This is a genomic window from Herbaspirillum camelliae, assembly GCF_001929405.1.
Lineage (GTDB): Bacteria > Pseudomonadota > Gammaproteobacteria > Burkholderiales > Burkholderiaceae_D > Herbaspirillum > Herbaspirillum seropedicae.
This window is the reverse complement of record NZ_KV880769.1, coordinates 4,516,617-4,536,514: the sequence shown is the minus strand read 5'-3', so window position 1 is coordinate 4,536,514 and position 19,898 is coordinate 4,516,617. Positions and strand designations below refer to the sequence as shown.

The following is a 19,898-nucleotide window of genomic DNA, read 5'->3' as shown; positions in this document are numbered from 1 at the left end:
AGACCGATAAACTGACGACCTTCAGGAGACAACAATGCAACGACGTACCTTTACCAGCCTGATGTTGGCCAGCGCCCTGGCGCTGTCCGGTGTAGCGGGCACGGCCCACGCCGAAGCCCAGGAAGTGCGCATCTCGCACGGCTATGGCCTGCTGTACCTGCCGCTGATGGTGATCCGCGACCAGAATCTGGTGGAAAAGCACGCCAAGGCCATGGGCCTGGGTGAGGTCAAGACCAAGTGGGTGCTGCTCGATGGCGGCAACGTCATCAATGACGCCATGCTGGCCGGCAACCTCGACATTGCCGGCACCGGTGCGCCGGGCTTCGTGACGCTGTGGTCCAAGGCGCATGGCATCCCGCGTTCGGAAGTGGTGGGCCTGGGTGCGCTGTCGACTTCGCCGCTCTGGCTCAACACCAACAACCCCAACGTCAAGTCGCTGAAGGACTTCACGCCCAAGGACAAGATCGCCATCCCCGGCATCAAGACCTCGCTGTCGGCGGTGCTGCTGCAGATGGCCGCCGCCAAGACCTTCGGCATCGAGAACTACGCCAAGCTGGACCCGCTGACGGTAAGCCTGTCGCACCCGGAAGCGATGGCCTCGCTGGTCTCGGGCAAGACCGAGATCACCGCGCACTTCACCTCGCCGCCGTTCTCCTACCAGGAAGCCAAGGCCCCCGGCATTACCCGCGTGCTGAATTCCACCGACGTGCTGGGCCATATCACCATCGACGTGGTCTTTGCGCTGAAGTCCTTTACCGACAAGAACCCCAAGCTGACCCAGGCCTTCATGGCCGCGCAGGAAGAGGCCAACGCCTACATCGCCAAGAACCGCAAGGGTGCGGCCGAGATCTTCCTGCGCGTGTCCAAGCTGAAGCTGCCGCAGGAGGAAGTGGAACAGATGCTGGCTGACCCTGGCACCGAGTTCACCTCGACACCGGTGGACATCATGCAATACGTGATCTTCATGAGCAAAGCCGGCACCATCAAGACCAAGCCGGCGGTGTGGCATGAGATGTTCGTGCCGGCGTTCAAGGAGCGCAAGGGGAGCTGAACGCAGATCTGCGACAGCCTGCGGTGCAGGCCGCAGCTGTCGTATCATGGGGCATCTTTGTCTGACGTACCGTTCTTATGCGTGAGAATCAGGCCCTCCACTGGATCATCGATGAAGACCGCCTCTTCACCGACATGGCCGACTCCCCCGACAATCCCTGCACCGCTTGCGGCGGTTGCTGCGCACATTTCCGGGTGTCCTTCTATTGCGGCGAGCTCAGCGATGGGCTCGGCGGCATGGTCCCGGTGGAACTGACCAGCAAGGTCAACGACAGCCTGGCCTGCATGAAAGGCACCGAACACGGCCATGGCCGCTGCATTGCGCTGGTAGGTGAACTGGGACAGCCGGGCGTGGGCTGCAGCATCTATCCTCGGCGGCCCAGCACCTGCCGCGAATTCTCTCCCTGGGAGGCCGATGGCCGTCCCAATCCCGAATGCCAGCAGCGACGCCAGGCCCTGGGCTTGCCGGCGCTGGCTGCCTTGCCGCCGGAACAGGCTGCGCCCGGACTGCCGGCCTGAGCCGCTACTGCGGCGCGGCTTGCTGGCACAACGCCATCAGCGCATCGCCCAGTGATTCCGGCCGTCCCTCGAAGAGCCTCTGCAATGCGCGCGGATCGGCCAGGTGCGCATACAGCGCACTACGCGCCGGATAGTCGGTGGCCATGCGCACGGCGGCCTGGATGTAGTCGTCCAGCGTGGCGGCAATGGTCCAGTCGGGCAGCCCGACGCGGCGGAACAGGCCCTCGTCGATGCGCTCGAAGACTTCCGGCCCGGTCTTGCAGACTCCCGGCAAGCCCACCGTGAAGGCGTCGATGATGCCGTTGGTATTGCCGAAGGGAATAGGCGAGAGGAACATGTCGCACTGGTTGAAGATCGACAGGTATTGCTGGTAAGGCTGGTGCGCATAGACCTGCGCGCTGGGCACGTAGCGCAGGATCAGCCGTTGCAGCTGCGGATACAGCAAGCCCTGCGCCTGTCCCACCAGGAAGTGCAGGCGCACTTGTCGGCCCGGCTGGCCTCCGGGCGGATTGGCCGCCAGCGCCACGATCTGCTGGCAAGCCATCAGGAAGCGCGGATTGAGCTTCATCGTCGTGGCGGCGATGGCCACATGCACCTCTGGCCGGTCACTGCGCTCCCGTGGCGGGATCTCGAACGGGAGCGCCGAGGGCCGGTAGGGCTGACCGTCAGCCGGCAGACGCAGCAATTGCTCGCTGAAGCAGGCGGGGTCGCCGACAAAGTCTTCTTCCACACTGATGTAGTCGATGTGCGGTGAATGCGTGGTGGCCGGATGACCGAGCCCGGCCACCTGCAACGGGGCCAGCCGCAGGTTGGCGGCGAACATGGTGATCGGGAACATCCCCACGCTGGGCATGTAGAACACCTGGGGCTGACGTTCGCGGGCGATATCGCGCAATTTCCGGATGCTGCCGATCAGGTCGGAGGGCTTACCCAGGTCGATGAATTCATCGAAGACGGCGCGCCCCAGCGCATCGGTATTGGCCTCGAAGCCCAGGCCCACCAGATGGAAATGCCGCCGCGCCGCTTCCATCGTCTTGGAGTGGGTGCGGTAGATCGAATGTCCGCCGGAAAACCATTCCACCAGCACCAGCATGATGGGCTTGCCCTCCACGCGTGCGGCGCCATCCTGGTCCAGGTCGTCCAGGCCTTCACTGCGCAGGGTCTTCTGCAGCAGGTGATTGATCGCGCCCTTGATGCGGTGCCGCTGCGGCAGGTCGGCGTAGCTGCAATGCATGTAGACGTCGTGCAGCACCGCCACCGGCAGGCCGGCCAGCGAATCGAGCTGTTGCAGTCGATCCGGCAGCCAGCCCAGCAGCGCTTCACGCTTGGAGTGGGCGGCGGGTGTGCCCAGGAAGCGGGGCGACATCAGCGCCAGGAACAGCGCCGCTGCCAACAGTGGGTTCTGTGCCCACAGCATCTCCACATCCAGGGGCAGCTCCGATTCGGGCGAGTAGAGCAGGCAGAACTTGACCAGGTCCAGTGGCTTGACCTCCACCGTTTGCGCCTGCGGCCCGCCCGGATTGAGCGCGCGCAGGATGTGGTCGGCATGGATGAAGGGACTGGCCGCGAAGAGCGAGGCCAGCCAGCGCTGAAAATGGATGAGCTGGCCGAAGCCATCCGGGCTGATGTGGAAGCTGGGGTCCGAGAACAGGGCCGAGATGGCGCTGGTGATGCGGGCCAGGATGTGCTGCTCCAGCGCCGCCGCCGGCACGGCTGGCGAGACCGACAACGGGAATTGCCCGGTCAGTTGACCGTAATGCCGGTCGATCAGGGCCAGCAGCCTGACCAGCTCGCGCGCAGCGGCCTCGTGCTGGCGGGCGTAGCAGAGGTACTCGAAGTTATCGAGGGAAAACGCGGGGGCGGGGCTGGCCGTCATGGCATGGTCTCGTCGTCAACAGAGGGGCAGGGCGCATTGTGCCGCGTCGGCGCGCGGCCGGCCAGCATTACTCAGCCGCAGCGGCCAGGGGCGCATGGCCGGGGAAGATCCAGCCGACCGCCTCGGGACGTCCGAAGAGCCGCTCCGCGCCATGGGCCGCGCCGGGAATCAGGCGTTGTTCGTGGCGCACCGGCCGCTGCCATTGCTGCGCCAGAAACTGCTCATAAGCCATATAGGCGAGCTGGCGCGCCACCCGGCTGGCGCCCTGCAGCGCTGCGGCGCAGCTGCGGTCCAGGAAGCGGTGCTGCGGATCGGTATCGCGCTGACCCACCATGTAGCGCACGTCGCGCCCGGCATAGCGGGCGAACAGCCGGGGGCCGTCCAGGTCTTGCCGGGCCAGGTAGGGCGGCGCTTGCTGCAGGCCATAGCGATAGTCGTCGTAGTCCGGGCAGGCCGCCGCCTGGGGACGCGCAAAGCCGCTGCCGTCGGGACGCTCCGGGCTGACATACAGATACGAGGAGGGGCTGGACACCACATAGCGCAGGTGGATGTTGCGCTGTTGCAAGGCTTCGTCCAGGCTGTTCAACATTGCGTAGCGTTGCATCAGTTGCGCGCCGGCGGAGTGACCGATGAGCACGATCTCGCGCAGGGCCGGAAAGCGCCCGGCATCGGCCAGCCAGCGCAGGAGGTCGTCCAGTGCCTGGAAGCTCGTTACGCCGGTCACACCGTCCTTTGACGCTTCGCCCTGCATCCAGGCATCGCCCGCCCATAGCGCCATCTGCGCCGAGGCCCCGCTGTCTCTGGCGGTCATGAAGCGTGGGGCCAGCAGCAAGGTGGTGGCCGGTGACAGCTGCGCCACCTCCAGCAGGCGCTGGCCGATGGCGAAGTAATCGTCGGCATTGCGCTTGATCCCGTGGACGATCACGACCGCGCGTTGCAGCGCGGCAGGCGGGTGGCTCAGGTCGGCATTGGCGTAGAGCGTGAGGGTGTAGGGCGTGGGGCCGGGCAGGGTGAGTTGCTGGGCGGCCGGGGCCGCGCTGGCGGAGCGGGCCGTGATCGGCGTCAGCATCATGAGCGCCATGAACAGCGTGACCAAGGGCAGGACAGGCAGCGAACGCAAGCGAGAGAGGATCATGGCGGTGGCGGGTGGGCATGCACATGCATGGCCCGGCAATATAGCCCGAAAAACCGGGTGGCGCTCAATGCCGCGAGCGCGCCTGCAGCATGGCCGAGGGCGTCTGGCCGAACAGCTTCTTGTAGTCGCAGGAGAACTGGCTGAAATTGGCAAAGCCCCAGGCCGCTGCGATGTCGCCGATGCTGCCCACGGCCTGGCGGCCATCGCCATGGCACAGGGCGCGGCGCACGCCGTTCAGGCGCAGCGAGCGCAGGTAGCTCATGGGGCTCATGCCCAGCACATCTTCGAAGCAGTATTGCAGCGTGCGACGGCTCACATGGACCGCCTCGCACAGCATGGGGACGGTGACCGGGCTGTCCTGGTGGGCCATGGCGAACTCGCGGGCGTCATTGACGATGCGGCGGCGGCGCAGGAAGCTGGCGCCGGCCTCGGCCTCGATCTCGCCCTCATCCAGCATGGCCAGCAGCGCCACCAGTACGGCCTCCTGGCGCAGTTGCAGCGCCGCATGCGCGCCGCTGTCCTGGCCAGCCATGGCCAGCAGGGCCGCTATCTGCTGGCGGCAATCCGCCAGCCCGCCATGATCGACCTTGAGCAGCTCGGCCTGGCCCAGTCGCTGCCAGTCCGGCTGGCAGCCCAGCCGTGCAGCGCTGGCCTGCAAGGCGTCGCGCTGCACCACGATGCCGTAGATCTCATGCGCATCCGGCGTGACCAGTTCGAACTCGCAGGCGCCCGGGCGGGTCATCACCACATCCTCGCCGACCTGGCGGCCATTGATGCGCATGCCCGTGGTGCGCGCCTCGATGCCGAACCAGTAGGCGTGCGGCCACACCTGGCACGACTGGCGCACCGCCCGGCTGCTGGCTTCGCGGAAGATCTGCAGGCCATCGCTTTGCCACTCTTGCAATACGCCTTCGAAACTGCCGCAGGTGATCTGGTCGTAGCGCTGCTCCCAGTGCGTCAGGTTGTGGGCATGCTCATCCACGTCACGCGCAACGACGGTGCGCAATGCCCGCTGAACGGGCGTGGCAGGTGTGTCAGGCTGGGACAGTAGGGAAGAGGACATGGACGGACTCCTTGATCGACCAGCGGCCCGCAAGCCGCGCAGTTTTGCCGAATTTCGATAACGCCGCCGAAATCGCCGTTGCTATATTGCGTCGCTAGGGCAGCGTATTGGCCGATATCTAGCAAGCGCCATGCCCACCAGCTCTAAAGTGGCTGCCACCAAGCGGCCTGTCCTTCGCGCCAACAGGAGAATCCGATGAATGCAAGCTCTTCAGGGCAGGGCCATACGCTCAAGCCCGTCCTGTCCACCCTGCAGCTCTGGGCCATTGCGGTCGGGCTGGTGATTTCGGGTGAATACTTCGGCTGGAGCTATGGCTGGGCCAGCGCCGGCACGCTGGGCTTCACGGTGACGGCGCTGTTCATCGCCGCCATGTACGCCACCTTCATCTTCAGCTTCACCGAACTGACCACCTCCATTCCGCATGCCGGCGGGCCGTTTGCCTACAGCAAGCGCGCCTTCGGGCCGGTGGGGGGCTATCTGGCCGGGGCGGCCACGCTGATCGAATTCGTCTTTGCCCCGCCGGCCATTGCGCTGGCCATCGGCGCCTACCTCAATGTGCAGTTCCCCCATATCGACCCCAAGCTGGCGGCGCTGGGCGCTTATCTAGTGTTCATGACGCTCAACATCGTTGGTGTCCAGATCGCCGCCACCTTTGAACTCTGCGTGACCCTGCTGGCGATCTTCGAATTGCTGGTCTTCATGGGTGTGGTGGCGCCGGGCTTCTCGCTGGCCAATTTCACCAAGGGCGGCTGGTCGGGCAGCGACGGCTTCAGCCTGGCTGCGGTGCCGGGCATGTTCGCGGCGATCCCGTTTGCGATCTGGTTCTTCCTGGCCATCGAAGGCGTGGCGATGGCCGCCGAAGAAGCCAAGGATCCGCGGCGCTCCATTCCCATCGCCTACATCACCGGCATTCTCACGCTGGTCGTGCTGGCCATTGGCGTGATGCTCTTTGCCGGCGGTGCGGGCGACTGGACCAAGCTGGCCAACATCAATGATCCGCTGCCGCAGGCCATGAAGCTGATCGTCGGCGAGAACAGCAACTGGTTGCACATGCTGGTCTGGCTGGGCCTGTTCGGGCTGGTGGCGTCTTTCCACGGCATCATCCTGGGTTACTCGCGCCAGATCTTTGCGCTGGCCCGAGAAGGTTACCTGCCGACCTATTTCGCCCGTGTCCATCCGCGTTTCAAGACGCCGCACCGCGCCATCCTGGCCGGTGGCGTGGTGGGCATCGCCGCCATCTACAGCGATGAACTGATCAAGATCGGCGGCCAGACCCTGACCGCCAATATCGTCACCATGTCGGTGTTCGGCGCGATCCTGATGTACATCCTCTCGATGCTCTCGCTGTTCCGTCTGCGCCGCGCCGAGGCTGGCCTGGAGCGGCCCTTCCGCGCGCCGCTGTACCCGTATTTCCCGGCCTTCGCCTTGTTCGGCGCACTGGTCTGCATGGCGACCATGATCTATTACAACCCGCTGATCTTCGGCATCTTCGTGGCGCTGCTGGGGCTGGGATATCTGTGCTACCTTGCCTTGGCGCGCCAGCGCTCCGGACGCGGCTTGCTGGCCTGAAGCGGGCCGGGGCGCTACAGCTTTTCAGGGAGGTGCAGATCATGGCTACACATCGTTTTCGTCACAGCATGGGGAGCGCCAGCTACGCCTTTGGCGATCTCAAGGAACTGATGGCCAAGGCCAGCCCATTGCGATCAGGCGACCTGCTGGCCGGCGTGGCGGCGGGCAGCGCCGAGGAGCGCGCCATTGCGCAGATGGCGCTGGCCGAGCTGCCGCTGAAGACTTTCCTCGAAGAGCCGCTGATCCCTTACGAAGAGGACGAGGTCACGCGGCTCATCCTGGACAGCCATGACCGTGCCGCCTTCGCTCCGGTGGCGCATCTGACCGTAGGCGACTTGCGCAACTGGCTGCTGGCTGACGACACCGACAGCGCGGTGCTGGCGGCTGTCGCACCGGGGATCACGCCGGAGATGGCCGCAGCGGTGTCCAAGATCATGCGCAACCAGGACCTGATCCTGGTGGCCAAGAAATGCCGCGTGGTCACGGCCTTTCGCAATACCATCGGCCTGCCGGGCCGGCTCTCTACCCGCCTGCAGCCCAATCACCCCACCGATGACGCCAGCGGCATCGCCGCCAGCATGCTCGATGGCCTGCTATACGGCAATGGCGATGCCGTCATCGGCATCAATCCCGCCACCGACAATGTGCCGCAGGTGGTCAAGCTGGTCGGGATGATGGCCGACGTGATTGCGCGCTACGAGATTCCCACCCAATCCTGCGTGCTGACCCACGTCACCAATACGATTGCGGCCATTGAGCGCGGCGCGCCGGTGGACCTGGTGTTCCAGTCCATTGCCGGGACCGAGGCGGCCAATCGCGGCTTTGGCATCGACCTGGCCATCCTGGCCGAGGCGCGCGAGGCGGCGCTGTCCCTGAAGCGCGGCACCGTGGGCGACAACGTCATGTATTTCGAGACCGGCCAGGGCAGCGCGCTGTCGGCCAACGCCCATCACGGCATCGACCAGCAGACCTGCGAAGCCCGCGCCTATGCGGTGGCGCGCGCCTTCAAGCCGTTGCTGGTCAATACCGTGGTCGGCTTCATCGGGCCGGAATATCTCTACGATGGCAAGCAGATCATCCGCGCAGGCCTCGAAGACCATTTCTGCGCCAAGCTGCTGGGCCTGCCCATGGGTTGCGATGTCTGCTACACCAACCATGCCGAGGCCGACCAGAACGACATGGACGTGCTGCTGACCCTGCTGGGCGTGGCCGGCTGCACCTTCGTCATGGGCATCCCCGGATCGGACGACATCATGCTCAACTACCAGACCACGTCCTTCCACGATGCGCTGTATGCCCGGCGTGTGCTGGGTTCGCGGCCAGCGCCGGAGTTCGAGGACTGGCTGCACCGGATGCAGATCTTCAACCCCGGTGGCGAGCATCAGGCGTTTCGCCTGCATGCCGACATGCCGCCTGGTTTCCGCGAGACCTTGCTACGCCTGCAATGACCATGGACGACAAGAACATTTCCCCCCGATGTGCAGAAAACGCCAGCCCTGGTGCAGAAACGGTCACGGCCAATCCCTGGGAAGCGCTGCGCCGTTTTACCGCTGCCCGCATTGCTTTGGGGCGCAGCGGCGTGAGCTTGCCGACGCAGCCGCAGCTGGCCTTCCAGCTGGCGCATGCGCAGGCGCGCGACGCAGTGCATCTGCCGCTGGATGTGGCTGCGCTGAAGGCGCAGTTGCAGGAGCAGGGCGTCTGCGCTGCCGAGGAGGTGCTGGATGTGCAAAGCGCCGCAGCGGACCGACTGGTCTACCTGCAGCGGCCTGACTTTGGCCGCAAGCTGTCGGAACCATCGCGCCGGCAACTGCTTGAACATTTCGGCACCCAGCCGCAACGCCGTTTCGATGTGGGCTTGGTGATTGCCGATGGACTGTCGGCATTGGCCATCGTGCGCAATGCCGCTCCCTTCCTGGCCGAGCTGATGAAGCGGATCGCGCCGGAGGGATGGTCGATGGCGCCGCCGGTGATCGTGCAGCAGGGACGGGTCGCGGTGGCCGATGAGATCGGCGAGTTGCTGGGCGTGAAGCTGGTGGTGATCCTGATCGGCGAGCGGCCCGGACTGAGTTCGCCCGACAGCATGGGCCTGTATCTGACCTGGATGCCCGCACGCGGACTCACCGACGCCAGCCGCAATTGCATCTCCAATGTGCGTCCGGAAGGCTTGCCCTATCCGGAAGCGGCCTACAAGCTGCATTACCTGATGGCGCAGGCGCACCAGCGCAGTCTGTCGGGCGTGGCCTTGAAGGATGAGACGGCCAGTGAGGGGGAGGCGCTGGATGTGCGGCGCAATTTCCTGCTCGGCGACGCCTGAAGTCGCAGTCGCAGTCTCAGTCTCAGTCTCAGTCTCAGTCTCAGTCTCAGTCTCAGTCTCAGTCTCAGTCTCAGCCGCAGATTGCGACAGGACCATGCCTTGACTCCCGTTCGGACTGAGTAGCGGCTTTGCCGCGTATCGAAGATACTCCGTCGGTGCGTCTTCGATGCACCGCACTGGTGCGGCTACTCAGTCCGAACGGGAGTCAAGGCATTGGCGGCGGCTGGTCCTGCAGGCAAGCCCCGCCAAAGCAAAAAGGCCGCGAACTTGCATTCGCGGCCTTTTCGTTTTGCTGCAGGGAGGGCAATCAATGACTCACTTACACTCCCGCACCGGTCAATACCTTACAGCGTTTCCAGCGTCTGGTTCAGCGTGCTGCTCGGACGCATCACGGCGAAGGTCTTCTCGCGATCCGGCAGGTAGTAACCGCCGATATCAACCTGCTTGCCCTGCACCGAGTTCAGCTCTTCGACGATCTTCTGCTCGTTCTCGGCCAGTGCCTTGGCCAGCGGGGCGAACTGCTTGGCCAGCTCGGCGTCGTCCTTCTGTGCGGCCAGTTCCTGCGCCCAGTACAGGGCCAGGTAGAAGTGGCTGCCGCGGTTGTCCAGCTCACCGGTCTTGGGCGAGGGCGACTTGTTGTTGTCCAGCAGCTTGCCGGTGGCAGCGTCCAGGGTCTTGGCCAGGATCTTGGCGCGGGCGTTGCCGGTCTTGATGCCCACTTCCTCGATGGACACGGCCAGGGCCAGGAACTCGCCCAGCGAATCCCAGCGCAGGTGGTTTTCACCGACCAGCTGTTGCACGTGCTTGGGAGCCGAGCCGCCGGCACCGGTTTCGAACATGCCGCCGCCGGCCATCAGCGGGACGATCGACAGCATCTTGGCCGAGGTACCCAGTTCCATGATGGGGAACAGGTCGGTCAGGTAGTCGCGCAGGATGTTGCCGGTGACCGAGATGGTGTCCAGGCCGCGGATGACGCGTTCCAGGGTGTAACGCATGGCGCGCACTTGCGACATGATCTGGATGTCGGCGCCGGTCAGGTCGTGATCCTTCAGGTAGGTGTTGACCTTCTTGATCAGTTCGGCTTCGTGCGGACGGTACGGGTCCAGCCAGAACACGGCCGGCATGCCGGACAGGCGGGCACGGGTCACGGCCAGCTTGACCCAGTCACGCACCGCTGCGTCCTTGACCTGGCACATGCGCCAGATGTCGCCTTCTTCCACGTTCTGCTCCAGCAGCACCTGGCCATCCAGGGTGACGATGCGCGCCACACCGGCTTGGGCGATTTCGAAGGTCTTGTCGTGCGAACCGTATTCCTCGGCCTTCTGGGCCATCAGGCCGACGTTGGGCACGGTGCCCATGGTGGTCGGGTCGAAGGCGCCGTTGGTCTTGCAGAAGTTGATCATCTCCTGGTAGATGCGGGCGAAGGTCGATTCCGGCAGCAGGGCCTTGGTGTCTTCGGTCTTGCCGGCGGCGTTCCACATCTTGCCGCCTGCGCGGATCATGGCCGGCATGGAGGCGTCGACGATCACGTCGTTGGGCGCGTGCAGGTTGGTGATGCCCTTGGCGGAGTCCACCATGGCCAGGCGCGGGCGCTTGGCTTCATCGGCCTTCAGGTCGGCCAGCACTTCGGCCTTCTTGTCTTCAGGCAGGGTGTTGATCTTTTCGTAGACGCCGGACATGCCGTTGTTGGGGTTCACGCCGATCTCGGCGAACAGCTTGGCGTGCTTGGTGAAGGTGTCCTTGTAGTAGGTGCGCACGGCATGGCCGAAGACGATGGGGTGCGAGACCTTCATCATGGTGGCCTTGACGTGCACCGACAGCAGCAGGTCGGTGTCGAAGGCGTCCTGCATCTGTTCTTCGTAGTAGGCGCACAGGGCCTTCTTGCTCATGAACATGCTGTCGATGATTTCACCGGCCTGCAGCGAGATCTTGGGCTTCAGGACGATGGTTTCGCCGGACTTGGTGACCAGGTCCATCTTGACGTCCACGGCCTTGTCCAGGGTCAGGCTCTTTTCGCCGGCGTAGAAGTCGCCGCCGTGCATGTGCGCCACGTGGGTGCGCGAGGCCATGGACCACTTGGCCATCGAGTGCGGGTGCTTGCGGGCGTAGTTCTTGACAGCGTTGGGTGCGCGGCGGTCGGAGTTGCCTTCGCGCAGGACCGGGTTCACGGCGCTGCCGGTGACCTTGGCGTAGCGCTTCTGCAGGGCCTTTTCTTCTTCGGTGGTGGGGTTTTCCGGGTAGTCGGGCAGCTTGTAGCCGCGCGACTGCAGTTCGCGGATGGCCGCTTGCAGCTGCAGGATCGAGGCGCTGATGTTGGGCAGCTTGATGATGTTGGCGTCGGGGCTCTGGGTCAGTGCGCCCAGTGCGGCCAGGTTATCGGGGACTTTCTGTTCATCGGTGAGGTACTCCGGGAATTCAGCCAGGATACGCGCAGCCACCGAGATATCGCTTTCGACGACGTCGATGCCAGCCGCGGCGGTGAACTTCTTGACGATGGGCAAGAGCGAGTGGGTCGCCAGATAGGGTGCCTCGTCGGTCAGCGTATAGATGATGGTCGGGTTGCCAGTAGTCACGATGATGTCCTTGCGTTGGTGTGTTGATGTGCTTTGGTGCGATCCCCGCAGCGCCGGATGGGCGGCCCCGGCTCTTGTCGGCCTGGACGCGCGCCACCTCCTTGTCGGCTTGCTGCGTTGAAATTCGTCTCCCGGGGCGGCATGGCTGGCGTACTGCTGCCAGAGGGCCGCGGCAAAAAACAGCGGTAGTTTACTCCTAAGCGGGAGGAAATGCTTCAACTCTTATATAAGACTTGAAGAAATTTTTGTATTTCCCTTGATTGCCTGGGCCTCGCTTTGGCCTTTTCCTGGGTTCTATTAACCTTTTTGGTTTAATCACCTATCAGGTTAGAATCGTCATGGAGAAGCATACCGCCCACTGCAAGCTGCCAGTGGTCAGGAAACTGATCGAAGCAGGGAAGGTAAAAGCGACCGCTACCGCCTTCCAGGGCGCGAGGGCGTGCGGCATCGGGGACCTTGATGGCATCTGCGCGGTGATCCTGGGGCTCAGGCCCTGTGACTTCCATAAAAGCATGACGACCCACGCCGACCATCGCGTCTGGCAGGATGTCTACCACGCCAGGCTGCACAATGGCATGGTGGCTTATCTCAAGCTCAGCGTGGTCGACGACGTGCTGGTGGTTTCCTTCAAGGAGCTTTGAAAAATGAAATGTCCTTGCTGCGGCGCAGCCGAACTGGTCCACGAAACACGTGACCTGCCCTATACCTACAAGGGCGAAAGCACTCTCATTGCACAGGTGAAGGGGGACTTCTGTCCTGCCTGCGGCGAAGTCCTGCTCGATCGGGAGCATGGCGACCGCTACAGCGAACTGATCGGGCAATTCCAGCGCAAGGTGAATGCGGCCTACGTCGACCCCGCCTACATAGCCCGGGTCCGGCGCAAGCTCGATCTCGACCAGCGCGAGGCAGGCGAGCTCTTCGGCGGCGGCGTCAATGCTTTTTCCCGCTACGAGAACGGCAAGACCAAGCCGCCGCTCTCACTGGTCAAGCTGTTCAGGTTGCTGGACCGGCATCCCGACCTGCTGGACGAAATCCGCGCCGCCTGAGCTTGCCAGATGCGCATGGCAGCGTGATTGGATAAAAAAAGGCCACAGCTCAAGCTGCGGCCCGTTCAATAGCCAGTGCAACGCTAGTACAACAACCGTATTCAGGCCGGCACCGCCTGCCGCGCCGCCTTGTTGCGGTACAGGATCAGCGTGGCGATCAGGCCGCACACGGCGGCCGTGCTCATCCAGATGCCTGGCGCGGCCTTGTCATGGGTGTACTCGATCAGGCCGGTCGCAATGGCCGGGGTGAAACCGCCGAAGACGGCCGTGGCCAGGCTGTAGGCCAGCGAGAAGCCCGCCGTGCGCACATCGGCCGGCATCACTTCGGTCAGGGCCACCACCATGGCGCCGTTGTAGCTGGCGTAGAGGAAGGACAGCCACAGTTCCACGATCAGCATCTTGGCGAAGGTGGCGTCATGCACCAGCCAGTTCACGGCCGGATAGGCGGTCAGGATGGTCAGCACGGTGAAGGTCACCAGCAGCGGACGACGGCCGATGCGGTCCGACAGCGCACCCATGATGGGCAGCCAGATGAAGTTGGACAGGCCCACGCACAGGGTCACGATCAGGCTGGCCTCGGTGGAGAGCTTCAGGACGTTCTTGCCGAAGGTCGGGGTGTAGACCGTAATCAGGTAGAACGACACGGTGGTCATCGACACCAGCATCATCCCGGCGATCACCAGCTTCCAGTTCTCGATCATGGAGCGGAAGATCTGGCCAGTGCTGGGACGATGCTTGCGGCGCATGAACTCTTCGGTTTCCTGCAGCGAACGGCGGATCACGAACAGCACCGGCACGATCAGGCAGCCGATGAAGAAGGGAATGCGCCAGCCCCAGTCACCGACCTGAGCCGGTGTCAGGTTGGTCGAGAGCGCATAGCCGATGGCTGCGGCCACGATGATGGCCACCTGCTGGCTGGCCGACTGCCAGCTCACATAGAAGCCCTTGTTGCCGGGCGTAGCCATCTCGGCCAGGTAGACCGACACACCGCCCAGTTCCACGCCGGCCGAGAAGCCCTGCAGCAGGCGGCCGATCAGCACCAGCAGCGGAGCCAGTGCGCCGATGGTGGCGTAGGAGGGCACAAAGGCGATGAGCATGGTGCCCAGCGCCATCAGCGCCAGGGTCACGATCAGGCCCTGGCGACGGCCCACGCGGTCCACGTAGGCGCCCAGGATGATGGCGCCCAGCGGACGCATCAGGAAACCTGCGCCGAAGGTCATGAAGGTCAGCATCAGCGAGGCGAATTCATTGTCGCTGGGGAAGAAGGCCTTCGAGATATGGGTTGCGTAGAAACCGAACAGGAAGAAATCGAACATTTCCATGAAGTTGCCGCTGGTCACGCGCAGCACGGTGGAAAACTTCGATTGCGAAGCTGTGGATGTAGTCATGATAAGTGCCTCATTATGTGTTGGGCGGACCGTGTTGATTCCGGTCTTGCGCCTGTCTCGTCCTGCCATCGCGGCAGGTTTTGTCAGGATCTTTTTTTAATGGGAAAGCTATTGCGCCGCCGATTCTAGTCCCGAATCGGGGCGGACGGACGGCTTGGCCAGGGGAGTGACGCAAATATCGGTTTTTTCGATAGCTGGATGAAAGCTTCGGGCGCCGGCCAGCCATCCAGCGGGCTGTTTGTCCCATCCCTGCGTTGCGTCAATGCCGTCGCCGGCCCGATCTGTTGCAATGCCGCATGGATCCTCTCGATCCCGTGCCGCGAACCAGGAGAATGATTGCATGAAGACCGCCGTATTCAGCGCCCGCCGCTACGACCAGACCTTGCTCGCCCGCGCCAATGCCGCCCATGGGCACGAACTGGTGTTCCTCCAGGATCGCCTCGATGCCGGCACCGCCCAGTTGGCTGCCGGCTGCGAAGCGGTCGCAGCCTTCGTCAATGACGATCTGGGCGGCATCGTCCTGGAGAAGCTGGCAGAACTGGGCGTGCGCTTTGTCACCACCCGTTCCACCGGCTTCAACCACATCGATGTGGCCGCCGCCCGGGCGCTGGGACTGACGGTGGCGCGGGTGGCGGACTATTCCCCGTATTCGGTGGCCGAATTTGCCGTCGGCCTGCTGCAGGCGGTCAACCGCAAGATCGCCCGCGCCAGCATGCGGACCCGGGAGGGCAATTTCGAGCTGGATGGCTTGATGGGCGTGGACCTGCATGGCAAGACCGTGGGGGTGATCGGCACCGGCAAGATCGGTGTCCTGTTCGCCCGCATCATGGCTGGTTTCGGTTGCCAGATACTGGGCAGCGACGTCCATCGCAATCCCGATTTGGAAGCCCTGGGCGGGCGCTACGTGGAGCGCGCCGAACTGTTCGCGGCCAGCGATGTGGTCTCGCTGCATTGTCCGCTCACCGAGGCCACGCGCTATCTGGTCAACGCCCAGTCGCTGGCGCTGGCCAAGCCGGGCGGCATCCTGGTCAACACCAGCCGGGGCGGCCTGGTCGATACCGAAGCCGCCATCGCGGCCCTCAAGAGTGGACGCCTGCGCGGCCTGGCCATCGATGTCTATGAGCAGGAGGCCAGCCTGTTCTTCCAGGACCTGTCTTCGACCATCATCACCGATGACGTCATCCAGCGCCTGGTGTCCTTCCCCAATGTCATCGTCACCGGCCATCAGGCTTTCTTCACCGAAGAAGCCATCGGCCAGATCATGCAGACCACCATCGAGAACCTGAGCGCCTTCGCCGCTGGCCACAGCCTGGGCGAGCGCCTGGTGGCCTGATCAGGCGCCGCCGGCGCGGCGCTCGAAGAGCGAATGCAGTTGTTCGCCGATGCGGGGCTTCAGGTGCGCATGCACCCTTTGGATGATCAGCTCGGCATCGGCTGGGCCATAGGTATCGGCCAGTTGCCGGTGCATGTCGAAGTGCAGGTAGAGCAGGCCGCGCAGGCTCTGGAAGGCCGTCGGATGGGGCTCGCCGCAGACTTGTTCGTTGTTGTCCATGACCTGGTTGAGAATGCCCGGATCAAACAGCCGCACCTGGCAGATCACGGCGTGGCGCACGATTTCCATGTCCAGTGCTTCCAGTTCCTGGCTCAACTCATCGGGGGTGTGGCGCTGGGCGCTCAGTTTCTCGGTCATGGTCGTCTTTCGGCGGGAGGAGGGGGAGTGCACAGCCTACCATTTGCTGCGCCGCCGAAAGTTGTCGAAGATCAATGATTGCCTGATCCGGCGTAGGTCTTCGCGCAAAACGTGCAGACTATCCGGAAAAACTTGCTGCATGGCAGCGCACCCGGCGCCGCCATGCAGGCTCAGAGTCAGGCTGCTTCCACCATCGGGTAGAACTCCCGGTTCTCGCGTCCGATCCGGTCGAACAAGGTCTTCAGGACCCGGTTGGCGTCGGCGCGGAACTGTTCCGGCTGTTCGGCGATGCGCTGGGCATCGTTCCACTGGCGTGAAAACTGGCCGTACTGCGCCGCGATGTCGGCCATCTCTTGCTGGTACTGCTGGGCCTTGGCAGCCAGCGCCGGATCGGCTTTCTGCAGCGCCGGATAGAGATAGCGGTCTTCCACCGACAGGTGCAGCTTGATCAGCGAGCTCATGGCGATCACTTCGCGCGCGATCGCGGCCGCCTGGGCGGCGATGCCTTGCGCGCTCAGGCGCTTGAGCTGCTGTACGTGGCTGATGATGTCGGCATGTTCGCGGCGATATTTGTCCAGGTTCATCGTGGGTGGTCCTCTCTTGTTGGTCTGCTTGTCAGGTCTCGCTGCGCCTCAGTCCAGCGACGCTGCCGGACCGAAGAATTCGTAGCGGCTCTGCGCGGCCGGTACGCCCAGTTCGGCCAATTGGCGCTTGATGGCCTTCATGAAGGACTTGGGGCCGACGAAGTAGGCGTCCAGGTCCGGATTCCCAGGTAGCCATTGCTGCAGCAGCGAGCGCTCGATCAGCCCGGTGGCATGCGGCGCAGCGTCGCCTTGGCGGGGCTGCTCGTAGCAGAAGCGCACCTGCAGCTGTGGATGGCGCGCCGCCAGTTCTTCCAGCTGGCGGCGGAAGGCATGTACGCCGCCATGGCGCGCCGCGTGGATGAAGTGGATGGGACGGCCCGAGGGCAGGGCTGCGGCCAGCATGGACATCATCGGCGTGATGCCAACGCCACCGCTGATGAGCGCCAGCGGCTTGTCGCTGGCGGCCAGGGTGAATTCGCCCGCGGGCGGGAACAGTTCGACCACCGAGCCGACGTGGATCTGGTCATGCAACTGGCGCGAGACCTTGCCGCCCAGTTCGCGCTTGACGCTGATGCGGTATTGCGGCGGCTGGCCAGCCTGGCGCAGCAGGGCCGAGAGTGAATACTGGCGACGCTGTTCCTCGCCATCGACCACCATGCGCAGGCCGATGTACTGGCCCGGCTCGAAGTCAAGCAGTTCACCGCCGTCTTGCGGCACGAAATGGAAAGAGGTGATCTCTTCGCTCTCGGCTACCTTGCGGCTGACGATGAAGTTGCGCGCACCGCTCCAGCCGCCGGGGGCCTGGGCCTTGGCCTCGTATTGCTGGCGTTCGGCACCGATGAGGATGTCGGCCAGCTGGCCATAGGCGGCGGCCCAGGCGTCGATGACCGCATCGGTGGCGATCTCGGCACCCAGCACTTCGCGGATGGCGCGCAAGAGGCAATCGCCGACCATGGGATAGTGTTCCGGCAGCACCTGCACGGCGACGTGCTTGTTGATGATCTGCGCGGCCAGCGGACCCAGTTCTTCCAGGCGGTCGATATGGCGCGCATACATCAGCACGCCATTGGCCAGCGCACGCGGTTGGTCGCCGCTGGCCTGGTGGGCGCGGTTGAACAGGGGGCGCACCTGCGGGTAGTCGCGCATGAGCATCTTGTAGAAGTGGGTGGTCAAGGTCTCGCCGCCCGATTCGAGCAGGGGAACGGTGGACTTGACGATGGCGAGTTGGGCGTCGGTGAGCATGGCAGGCCTTTCTTGGCAGCTAGTGTGGAGAATCCGGTATTCCGGTCTGTCTTCTCCATTACAAGAGGCGTGCCAAGTTGAGAGTCTTTAAGAATCAATGACTTGGATATCAACTGTGTATTCATGACACGTGTCATAATGACCGCATTCAGTTTGAAGGTAGTCAGTATGACCTCAAGAACATTGCTCGACGCCCTGGTGCCGCTGGTAGCCGATCTCTCCCGCGAGATCGATGACCGGGAGCGCTATCGGCGACTGCTGCAGACCCTGCGGATGCTCTTTCCTTGCGATGCGGCGGCGCTGTTGCGGCTGGAGGGGGAAGTGCTGGTGCCACTGGCCATTGATGGACTCTCCAGCGACACGCTGGGACGACGTTTTCGGATCAGCGAACACCCGCGCTTCGGCATCTTGCTGGGCAATGCCGCACCGACGCGCTTCGCCGCCGATTCACCGTTGCCCGATCCCTACGACGGGCTGGTCGATGGTCTCAACGACCAGCATTCGGGCGAGCTGGAGGTGCACGACTGCATGGGATGCGCGCTGACCGTCAATGGGCGCGCCTGGGGCCTGATGACGCTGGACGCGCTGGGGCGGGGGCGCTTCGACAGCGTGGACATGGACTCGCTGCAAGCCTTTGCCGCCTTGGCGGCGGCCACCGTCAATGTGGCCGAACGCATCAGCGATCTGGCGCAGGCGGGGCAGCAGGCCCAGCAGCGCGCCGAGGCCTACCGGCTGGGTCTGGAACAGAGCCAGGGCAAGCGCGAGCTGATCGGGCAAAGTCCGGCGCATCGCCAACTGATGCAGGAAATCGGCATGGCCGCCCCCAGCGACATGACCGTGCTGGTCGCCGGCGAGACCGGTACCGGCAAGGAACTGGTGGCCCATGCCCTGCATGCGGCCTCGCCGCGCGCCCACAAGCCCATGATCAGCCTGAACTGCGCCGCCTTGCCCGATACTTTGGTCGAGAGCGAGCTGTTCGGTCATGTCCGCGGGGCGTTTTCCGGTGCGGTGGCCGACCGCCGTGGCAAGTTCGAGATGGCCGATGGCGGCACGCTGTTTCTCGATGAAGTCGGCGAGTTGCCGCTGGCGGTGCAGGCCAAGCTGCTGCGGGTACTGCAGAGCGGACAGTTGCAGCGGGTCGGGTCGGACCGGGAGCACAGGGTCGATGTGCGCCTCATCGCAGCCACCAACCGCGACCTGGCCGACGAGGTCAAGCGCGGCCATTTCCGGGCCGACTTCTACCATCGCCTGTCGGTATTTCCCATCCGCGTGCCGCCGCTGCGCGAGCGCGGACGCGACGTCTTGCTGCTAGCGGGCTATTTTCTGGAACAGAACCGGGCGCGGCTGGGCCTGTCCAGCCTGCGCTTGTCCGCCGATGCGCAGCGCGCCTTGCTGGACTATGCCTGGCCCGGCAACATCCGCGAACTGGAACACCTGATCGGACGTAGCGCCTTGCGTTCGCTGGCAACACACCGCACCCGGCCCGCCATCCTGACGCTGGATGCGGCAGCGCTGGAATTGCATGCGCCGTCTCCGGCGCCGGCCGCTGCAGCCGAGCCTCGGCTGCTCGCCGAGCAGATCCCGCCAGATACTGGCGGCTCCCTGCGCGACGCGTTGGAGCGCTATGAACGCCAATTGGTCAGTGCGGCCCTGCAGCGCCATGGGGGCAATCTGGCCGCAACCGCACGCGAACTGGGGGTGGACAGGGCCAACCTGAACCGTCTGGCCAAGCGCCTAGGATTGCGGTGAAGGCCGATACGGTGCAGGGAGACGGAAGGGGAGGAGTAGAAGGAGCAAAGGAGCCAGGATCAGGACCTGCATGAACAGGCCGCGACCCTGGCCAAGGCTG

At 64.2% G+C, this 19,898-nt stretch carries 17 protein-coding genes; 9 read left to right on the top strand and 8 right to left on the bottom strand.

Going from position 1 to position 19,898, the window contains the following annotated elements; genetic code table 11:
- The first annotated feature begins 34 nt into the window (after positions 1-34).
- Positions 35-1,051, top strand: a complete 1,017-nt coding sequence (locus tag BGK68_RS20245; protein ID WP_075258567.1) for an ABC transporter substrate-binding protein — start codon at positions 35-37, stop codon at positions 1,049-1,051.
- Positions 1,052-1,128: 77 nt separating this feature from the next.
- Positions 1,129-1,569, top strand: a complete 441-nt coding sequence (locus tag BGK68_RS20240) for a YkgJ family cysteine cluster protein (RefSeq protein WP_075258566.1) — start codon at positions 1,129-1,131, stop codon at positions 1,567-1,569.
- A gap of 4 nt (positions 1,570-1,573) precedes the next feature.
- On the opposite strand, the gene BGK68_RS20235 is transcribed toward BGK68_RS20240, so the two are convergent.
- The 3 genes from BGK68_RS20235 to BGK68_RS20225 form a co-directional block, all read right to left on the bottom strand.
- The gene (locus BGK68_RS20235; RefSeq protein ID WP_075258565.1) at positions 1,574-3,445 is read right to left on the bottom strand and encodes a peptide transporter; all 1,872 of its coding nucleotides are present in this window, start codon (positions 3,443-3,445) and stop codon (positions 1,574-1,576) included.
- A gap of 67 nt (positions 3,446-3,512) precedes the next feature.
- Entirely contained in the window at positions 3,513-4,580 is a 1,068-nt protein-coding gene (locus BGK68_RS20230; protein ID WP_233149365.1) for an alpha/beta fold hydrolase, read from the bottom strand.
- 64 nt (positions 4,581-4,644) lie between these two features.
- Positions 4,645-5,643, bottom strand: a complete 999-nt coding sequence (locus tag BGK68_RS20225) for a helix-turn-helix domain-containing protein (RefSeq protein ID WP_075258564.1) — start codon at positions 5,641-5,643, stop codon at positions 4,645-4,647.
- 195 nt (positions 5,644-5,838) lie between these two features.
- On the opposite strand from BGK68_RS20225, the gene eat reads away from it, so the two are divergent.
- The 3 genes from eat to eutC are packed head-to-tail and all read left to right on the top strand — an operon-like array spanning position 5,839 to position 9,526.
- A complete protein-coding gene (gene eat / locus BGK68_RS20220; RefSeq protein WP_075258563.1) occupies positions 5,839-7,212 on the top strand; it encodes an ethanolamine permease in 1,374 nt (457 codons plus the stop codon).
- Positions 7,213-7,253: 41 nt separating this feature from the next.
- Positions 7,254-8,660: an ethanolamine ammonia-lyase subunit EutB gene (locus BGK68_RS20215; RefSeq protein WP_075258562.1), complete on the top strand. Its 1,407-nt coding sequence runs from the start codon at positions 7,254-7,256 to the stop codon at positions 8,658-8,660.
- Entirely contained in the window at positions 8,657-9,526 is an 870-nt protein-coding gene (gene eutC / locus BGK68_RS20210) for an ethanolamine ammonia-lyase subunit EutC (RefSeq protein ID WP_075258561.1), read from the top strand. Before BGK68_RS20215 ends, eutC begins: the two co-directional genes overlap by 4 nt.
- Before the next feature lie 344 nt (positions 9,527-9,870).
- Here the strand turns inward: eutC and BGK68_RS20205 are convergent, their stop codons facing one another.
- The gene (locus BGK68_RS20205) at positions 9,871-12,099 is read right to left on the bottom strand and encodes an NADP-dependent isocitrate dehydrogenase (protein ID WP_075258560.1); all 2,229 of its coding nucleotides are present in this window, start codon (positions 12,097-12,099) and stop codon (positions 9,871-9,873) included.
- Positions 12,100-12,437: 338 nt separating this feature from the next.
- Here BGK68_RS20205 and BGK68_RS20200 point away from each other — a divergent pair, with 338 nt between their 5' ends.
- Positions 12,438-12,740, top strand: a complete 303-nt coding sequence (locus BGK68_RS20200) for a type II toxin-antitoxin system MqsR family toxin (RefSeq protein WP_075258559.1) — start codon at positions 12,438-12,440, stop codon at positions 12,738-12,740.
- A gap of 3 nt (positions 12,741-12,743) precedes the next feature.
- Positions 12,744-13,145, top strand: a complete 402-nt coding sequence (locus BGK68_RS20195; protein ID WP_013234491.1) for a type II toxin-antitoxin system MqsA family antitoxin — start codon at positions 12,744-12,746, stop codon at positions 13,143-13,145.
- 101 nt (positions 13,146-13,246) lie between these two features.
- On the opposite strand, the gene tcuC is transcribed toward BGK68_RS20195, so the two are convergent.
- Positions 13,247-14,533, bottom strand: a complete 1,287-nt coding sequence (gene tcuC, locus BGK68_RS20190; protein WP_075258558.1) for an MFS transporter — start codon at positions 14,531-14,533, stop codon at positions 13,247-13,249.
- A gap of 340 nt (positions 14,534-14,873) precedes the next feature.
- Between tcuC and BGK68_RS20185 the strand changes: the two genes are divergently transcribed.
- On the top strand, positions 14,874-15,866 hold the full coding sequence (locus tag BGK68_RS20185) for a 2-hydroxyacid dehydrogenase (RefSeq protein ID WP_075258557.1): 993 nt from the start codon (positions 14,874-14,876) through the stop codon (positions 15,864-15,866).
- Here BGK68_RS20185 and BGK68_RS20180 read toward each other — a convergent pair whose 3' ends face one another.
- The 3 genes from BGK68_RS20180 to hmpA form a co-directional block, all read right to left on the bottom strand.
- Positions 15,867-16,223 carry a hypothetical protein gene (locus BGK68_RS20180; RefSeq protein ID WP_075258556.1) on the bottom strand — a complete coding sequence of 119 codons (357 nt, stop codon included), beginning with the start codon at positions 16,221-16,223 and terminating at the stop codon, positions 15,867-15,869.
- A 176-nt stretch (positions 16,224-16,399) separates the two neighbouring features.
- On the bottom strand, positions 16,400-16,807 hold the full coding sequence (locus BGK68_RS20175) for a hemerythrin domain-containing protein (RefSeq protein ID WP_075258555.1): 408 nt from the start codon (positions 16,805-16,807) through the stop codon (positions 16,400-16,402).
- A 48-nt stretch (positions 16,808-16,855) separates the two neighbouring features.
- Positions 16,856-18,049: an NO-inducible flavohemoprotein gene (gene hmpA / locus BGK68_RS20170; RefSeq protein ID WP_075258554.1), complete on the bottom strand. Its 1,194-nt coding sequence runs from the start codon at positions 18,047-18,049 to the stop codon at positions 16,856-16,858.
- A gap of 168 nt (positions 18,050-18,217) precedes the next feature.
- Here hmpA and norR point away from each other — a divergent pair, with 168 nt between their 5' ends.
- Complete coding sequence (norR, locus tag BGK68_RS20165; RefSeq protein WP_075258553.1) at positions 18,218-19,798, top strand: nitric oxide reductase transcriptional regulator NorR; 1,581 nt, start codon at positions 18,218-18,220, stop codon at positions 19,796-19,798.
- Positions 19,799-19,898 lie beyond the last annotated feature (100 nt).

Bases quoted from the DNA above. Each gene is read 5' to 3' on its own strand.
- BGK68_RS20245 (WP_075258567.1), top strand. From the start codon at position 35: ATGCAACGACGTACCTTTACCAGCCTGATGTTGGCCAGCGCCCTGGCG.
- BGK68_RS20240 (WP_075258566.1), top strand. From the start codon at position 1,129: ATGCGTGAGAATCAGGCCCTCCACTGGATCATCGATGAAGACCGCCTC.
- BGK68_RS20235 (WP_075258565.1), bottom strand. From the start codon at position 3,445: ATGACGGCCAGCCCCGCCCCCGCGTTTTCCCTCGATAACTTCGAGTAC.
- BGK68_RS20230 (WP_233149365.1), bottom strand. From the start codon at position 4,580: ATGATCCTCTCTCGCTTGCGTTCGCTGCCTGTCCTGCCCTTGGTCACG.
- BGK68_RS20225 (WP_075258564.1), bottom strand. From the start codon at position 5,643: ATGTCCTCTTCCCTACTGTCCCAGCCTGACACACCTGCCACGCCCGTT.
- eat (WP_075258563.1), top strand. From the start codon at position 5,839: ATGAATGCAAGCTCTTCAGGGCAGGGCCATACGCTCAAGCCCGTCCTG.
- BGK68_RS20215 (WP_075258562.1), top strand. From the start codon at position 7,254: ATGGCTACACATCGTTTTCGTCACAGCATGGGGAGCGCCAGCTACGCC.
- eutC (WP_075258561.1), top strand. From the start codon at position 8,657: ATGACCATGGACGACAAGAACATTTCCCCCCGATGTGCAGAAAACGCC.
- BGK68_RS20200 (WP_075258559.1), top strand. From the start codon at position 12,438: ATGGAGAAGCATACCGCCCACTGCAAGCTGCCAGTGGTCAGGAAACTG.
- BGK68_RS20195 (WP_013234491.1), top strand. From the start codon at position 12,744: ATGAAATGTCCTTGCTGCGGCGCAGCCGAACTGGTCCACGAAACACGT.
- tcuC (WP_075258558.1), bottom strand. From the start codon at position 14,533: ATGACTACATCCACAGCTTCGCAATCGAAGTTTTCCACCGTGCTGCGC.
- BGK68_RS20185 (WP_075258557.1), top strand. From the start codon at position 14,874: ATGAAGACCGCCGTATTCAGCGCCCGCCGCTACGACCAGACCTTGCTC.
- BGK68_RS20180 (WP_075258556.1), bottom strand. From the start codon at position 16,223: ATGACCGAGAAACTGAGCGCCCAGCGCCACACCCCCGATGAGTTGAGC.
- BGK68_RS20175 (WP_075258555.1), bottom strand. From the start codon at position 16,807: ATGAACCTGGACAAATATCGCCGCGAACATGCCGACATCATCAGCCAC.
- hmpA (WP_075258554.1), bottom strand. From the start codon at position 18,049: ATGCTCACCGACGCCCAACTCGCCATCGTCAAGTCCACCGTTCCCCTG.
- norR (WP_075258553.1), top strand. From the start codon at position 18,218: ATGACCTCAAGAACATTGCTCGACGCCCTGGTGCCGCTGGTAGCCGAT.